The sequence below is a fragment of the Mesorhizobium sp. M4A.F.Ca.ET.022.05.2.1 genome (assembly GCF_003998845.1).
In the GTDB taxonomy this organism is placed as follows: domain Bacteria; phylum Pseudomonadota; class Alphaproteobacteria; order Rhizobiales; family Rhizobiaceae; genus Mesorhizobium.
Window position 1 is genome coordinate 1 of record NZ_RZOJ01000458.1, and the last position, 4,665, is coordinate 4,665.

The window sequence follows — 4,665 nt, forward strand, 5'->3', positions numbered from 1 at the left end:
GAACCAGATCGGCCTGGTCGCGCAGCGACTGGTCGTGGCCGTCGGCGCCGCCGATGGCGATCACCAACGCCTTCCGGCCGCCGTCGCGCAGCAAGCCGAGGCGGCCGGCGAAATCCTCGGAGGAGAAATTCTTGCCGCGCTCGTCGAGCAGGACCAGCGCCGTGCCTTGCTGCAGCATCGTCTGCAGCTTCTGGCCTTCCTCGCGCCGGCGCTCATTGGCGGTCTGGGCGCGGCCTTCTCCAATCTCGACAAGGCCGGCATATTCCAGCCCCACCACCGGGCCGCTCTTGGCGAAGCGCTCGAAATAGCGGTCGGCGAGTTCTCTCTCGGGGCCGGCTTTCATCCGGCCCACGGCATGAACGGTGATCTTCATCCCTGCCTCGAAGAGCCGCAAATGCATGTCACCCAGGGATGGGGGACACGCACCAAATACGGCTCAGTGAAGGGTCTCTTCCTCGAGGTCCGGCGCCTGCCACATCTTTTCGAGATTGTAGAATTCGCGGACTTCGGGACGGAAGACATGGACGATGATATCGCCCGAATCGATCAGGACCCAGTCGGCGCCGGCCAGCCCCTCGACGCGCGCCATGCCGAGTCCGGCATCTTTCAGCGCCTTGAGGAGGTGATCGGCGACAGCCGAGACATGACGGTGCGATCGGCCCGAGGCGACGACCATGTAGTCGCCGAGGCTCGATTTCCCCTGGATGTCGATTGAGACGATGTTTTCGGCCTTGGAGTCTTCCAGACTGGCAAGGACTGTCTTGATGGCGCGGGACACGGCGTCGTTTCCGCTGATCCCGGCCGGCGAAGGCACGATGTCGGCCTTCTTCCGCAGTGCTGTTCTCAGTGTCTTTCCTTTCGCAGCAAGAACAACCAAATCACCCGCCAAATCAGGGCGACACCACTTAGATAGGCAGAGTTCCGTTGCAGTTTCAAGACGGCGACCCGTGCCGCCGCAAACGCGACCTCTTCCGATTGGTTCCGCTGGCCGGGAAAAATCGGGAACCCATCGCGTCCGCATGGGTTATCGGCTCGCCCACCAACCGGATTTCCCATGATGCCGATCGATCCCCAGGATACCCTCCTCGCCGTGCAGGCAAGCCTTGCGCAGCTCAGCAGTCTGATCGTTTCCTACTCCTTCTCGGCCATAGGCGCCGTCATATTGCTGGTCGTCGGCTATCTCGTCGCCGGCCTTGCCGAACGCTCGATCTTTGCCGGGCTCGGCCATATCCATGGTTTCGACGCGACGCTGCGCCACTTCTTCTCGAAGATTGTGCGCTACTCCATCCTGATCCTCGTCGTCATCATGGTGCTCGGCCAGTTCGGCGTGCAGACGGCCTCGATCATTGCCGCTATCGGCGCCATCGGCCTCGCCATCGGGCTGGCGCTGCAGGGCACGCTGCAGAACATCGCCGCCGGCATCATGCTGCTTGCGCTGAGACCCTTCCGCATCGGCGAATATGTCGAGGTCGGTCCCATCTCCGGCACCGTGGAGGAGATCGGCCTGTTCGCCACCAGGCTGAGGACGGTCGACGGCGTCTATGTGCTGGCGCCCAATTCGACGCTGTGGAACCAGCCGGTGCGCAATTATACGCGCAACGGTGTGCGCCGCGGCGATGTCACGCTGACCATCGGCTCCTGGAATGACATCGACCTGGCGCAAAAGGTGATGCTCGGCGTCGCCGCCACAGAGCGGCGCGTCAGGCGCGAGCCGGTCCCGATTGCCTTCGTCTCCACCGTCGGAGACAGCGGCGTCGCCATCAGCCTGCGCTACTGGACCTCGGCCGCCGATTTCTTCGCCACTCAGATCGATCTTACCAAACGCGCCAAGCAGGCCTTCGACGCCGAAGGCATTTCGGTCCCGGCGCCGCCACCGGAAGCGCCGAGCCAGGAACCGTCCGTGACCAGGCAGTAGGACGCAGGCTCAACGCTAATTGCCGGAGCGACGCTGCTCGTCCGGCGCGAAGGCGAGCTCCACCGGCAGCGGCGCCTGCGCGCACATCGGCGCGAAGCTGCCAGTCGCGGTGGCCGGAACCGGCCGTGCCGCCAGCATCCGCCACAAGACGAACAGGCAGAACGCCGAGGCAATGAAGATCCCGACATAGATGAAGGTTCCGGTGCCGTAGACCGCGGAAAGCGCCGTCACGATGCCCGGCACCACGAACCCGGCCAGCGACCAGGCAAAAAGCATCGAGCTCGACAGGGCCAGCAGGTCATCCTTGCCCGCGCGGTCGGCGGCGTGCGCGCTGGATAGCGAATAGATCGATTCCGACGCCCCATCCCAGATCAGATAGACCACAAGCAGAACGCCCAGCGCCCCGCCGTCGAAGGTGATGGCGAACAGGCTGGCAACGAGGGCAAGCAGTGCCGCGCCGATCAGCACATAGCGCCGGTCGGTCCGGTCCGAGATCCAGCCGAGCGGTATCTGCAGGATCAGCGTGCCGACCGGCATGGCCGACAACAGCAGCGCCACATCCGCCTGGCTGTAGCCCTTGGCGGTGGCATGGATCGGCGCGAAACCGGAGATGATCATCGACAGGCCGCCGACGGCGAGCATGCCGGCGACGCCGACCGGCGAGATCCGCCAAGCGCGACCAAGCGCGACGGATGCCGCCTGCGGCGGTGGCGGCTGCGCCAGCCGCGTCATGCCGACCGGCAGGATCGACAGCGCCGTGAAGGCGATGCCGATCAGCGGCGCTGCCGACGTCCGGATGTCGATGGCGGCGAGCGTCGCATAGCCGACACCGAGGCCCGCGACATAGGCAACATAGAACACCGCCATGACGCGGCCGCGTATGGCATTGGCCACGGCATCGTTCAGCCAGCTCTGGGCGACGATGAACAGGCCGCATATGGCGAACCCGTAGAGCGCGCGCGCCGCGATCCAGATGAGCGGGATGGGCCCTGCGCCGATCGCGGCGTTGGAGAGCGCGATCAGCGCCGAAAGCACCATGAAGGCGCGCGCATGCCCGACCCGGCGCACCAGCGGGCCAGTCAGGATGCAGCCGGCGAGCCCGCCGGCCGACAGCCCGGTGACGATCAGCCCGGCCCAGGTCGGATCGAAGCCGTCGGCGCCGAGTCGCACCGGGATGAAGGCGAACATCAGCCCGTTGCCGATCGCGATCAGCGCCATCGACACGACAACGCTGGCAATGGCGATCAGCGGCGCCGGCTGCTTGCTATCCTCTCGCTCGATGGTGGTGCGGTTCTTCTCAAGCATTCGTGCAGCATCGCCCACCGCACGGCGAAAGGCCGCCGCAAAAGCGACATCGCCGGACGGGCAGCGGCGCCGACCTCACATGGCCAGAATTTCGCCCAACGGCGAGCTCGGCGGCACATCGGCCAGCCGCAGCTTCCAAAGCGAGCCGTGCCAAAGATGGATCGCCAGCGTTTCCGGCTTCACCACATCGGCGATGGATTTCCGGGGATCTAGCAGCGTGCCAGCGCCCTCGACATTGGGATAGAACACATCCACCGGCGAAGCCTCGCCCAGCAGCCCGTGCTTGCGCGCCAGATAGGTCAGCAGGGGTGGGCCGATCGAGGCATGCGGCAGGTCCTGGAATCCCCTCACCCTACCGAGCGCCCGCAAAGCGCCGAAGCGCAGCCGCTTGGTCCACGAATACCATTCGGGAAACCGCTTAGGGTGGTCGACCGTCTCGACCAGATCGGCGAGGATCGGCGAGCCAACGGGAAGGCTCAGCACCGCATTGTTGATGCGTGTCTCGCTTTCCCAGCCGAACAGATAGGGTCGCCGGCACAGCGGCCGCACGCAATACATGTCGCAGTCGATGTAGATCTCGGCGCCGGTGGCCAGGAGCTTGTAGCGGAAGATGTCGGCGAACAGCGCCAGGCCGCCATTGCGATGCCTGATGATGCGCTCACGTGGCAGGATTCTTGTCGCATCGACGAGTTCGACGCCAGCCGGCGCGTCGCCGGGGTCGTCATAGACATGCAGCAGCGTGCGGTGGCCTGCCCTGACGAAGGACTTCAGGCAGGCGGTGTGCATTGCCCCGAGCGGCCCGCCGATCCAGAAAGCATGAACCGCGGGCAGTCCGGGATCGGTCATGGCTTCGCCAGCTTGCGGATGGCGCTCGACGACAGCGACGAGCGCGGGCCGTGGATGAAGGTCCAGGCCGGCGCCTTCATGCGGGCTAGGCGCGGCGCGTCGCCCTCGTCGACGCGGGCATAGTCGAAGGTCTTGGCGACCACCGAGGACAGGAAGGAGAGCGTGGCGCCCGGGCGGTCGATGACGGCGATCGGGAAGGTCATGACGATCTGGCGCCAGCGCTGCCAGCGGTGGAAGGCGCGCAGCGAATCGGCGCCCATGATCCAGACGAAGTCGACGCCGGGATTGCGCGCCTTGACCAGCGCCAGCGTGTCGGCGGTGAAGCGGAAATGATGCGCGGCCTCGAAGGCGGTGACCTTCATCTTCGGGTTGCGGGCTGTCTTTTCGGAGAGTTCGATGCGCTCGGCGAGCGGCGCCAGCTCGCGCGTGCTCTTCAGCGGATTGCCCGGCGTCACCATCCACCACAGCTGGTCGAGCGCCAGGCGTCTGAGCGCGATCTCGGCGACCAGCGCATGTCCGGCATGCGGCGGGTTGAACGAGCCGCCGAACAGGCCAACCGCAACCCCTTTGCCGGCATGCGGCATGCGTAGATAGTGCGA

At 65.7% G+C, this 4,665-nt stretch carries 6 protein-coding genes; 1 reads left to right on the forward strand and 5 read right to left on the reverse strand.

All coding sequences use genetic code 11. From position 1 onward, the window contains the following. Together EN745_RS30395 and rsfS are read right to left on the reverse strand one after the other, a co-directional pair. Positions 1-373 (reverse strand): 23S rRNA (pseudouridine(1915)-N(3))-methyltransferase RlmH (locus tag EN745_RS30395; protein ID WP_127422954.1); only part of this gene is annotated, 373 nt, incomplete at its 3' end. A 63-nt stretch (positions 374-436) separates the two neighbouring features. Next, positions 437-814 (reverse strand): ribosome silencing factor, encoded by a 378-nt coding sequence (gene rsfS, locus EN745_RS30400; RefSeq protein WP_126059326.1) that lies wholly within the window; start codon positions 812-814, stop codon positions 437-439. A gap of 243 nt (positions 815-1,057) precedes the next feature. On the opposite strand from rsfS, the gene EN745_RS30405 reads away from it, so the two are divergent. After that, entirely contained in the window at positions 1,058-1,915 is an 858-nt protein-coding gene (locus EN745_RS30405) for a mechanosensitive ion channel family protein (RefSeq protein WP_127422955.1), read from the forward strand. A gap of 15 nt (positions 1,916-1,930) precedes the next feature. Here the strand turns inward: EN745_RS30405 and EN745_RS30410 are convergent, their stop codons facing one another. The 3 genes from EN745_RS30410 to EN745_RS30420 all read right to left on the reverse strand — a co-directional run bounded on the left by EN745_RS30410 (position 1,931) and on the right by EN745_RS30420 (position 4,650). Beyond that, complete coding sequence (locus EN745_RS30410) at positions 1,931-3,220, reverse strand: MFS transporter (RefSeq protein ID WP_127400280.1); 1,290 nt, start codon at positions 3,218-3,220, stop codon at positions 1,931-1,933. Positions 3,221-3,295: 75 nt separating this feature from the next. Beyond that, positions 3,296-4,066: a galactosyltransferase Lgt5 gene (locus tag EN745_RS30415; protein ID WP_126057803.1), complete on the reverse strand. Its 771-nt coding sequence runs from the start codon at positions 4,064-4,066 to the stop codon at positions 3,296-3,298. After that, complete coding sequence (locus EN745_RS30420) at positions 4,063-4,650, reverse strand: nicotinate-nucleotide adenylyltransferase (RefSeq protein WP_126059324.1); 588 nt, start codon at positions 4,648-4,650, stop codon at positions 4,063-4,065. Before EN745_RS30420 ends, EN745_RS30415 begins: the two co-directional genes overlap by 4 nt. Between the last annotated feature and the right edge of the window lie 15 nt (positions 4,651-4,665).

What these genes read in the sequence shown, in the direction of transcription:
- EN745_RS30420 (WP_126059324.1), bottom strand. Translation starts at nt 4,650, where the DNA reads ATGCCGCATGCCGGCAAAGGGGTTGCGGTTGGCCTGTTCGGCGGCTCG.
- EN745_RS30410 (WP_127400280.1), bottom strand. Translation starts at nt 3,220, where the DNA reads ATGCTTGAGAAGAACCGCACCACCATCGAGCGAGAGGATAGCAAGCAG.
- EN745_RS30415 (WP_126057803.1), bottom strand. Translation starts at nt 4,066, where the DNA reads ATGACCGATCCCGGACTGCCCGCGGTTCATGCTTTCTGGATCGGCGGG.
- EN745_RS30405 (WP_127422955.1), top strand. Translation starts at nt 1,058, where the DNA reads ATGCCGATCGATCCCCAGGATACCCTCCTCGCCGTGCAGGCAAGCCTT.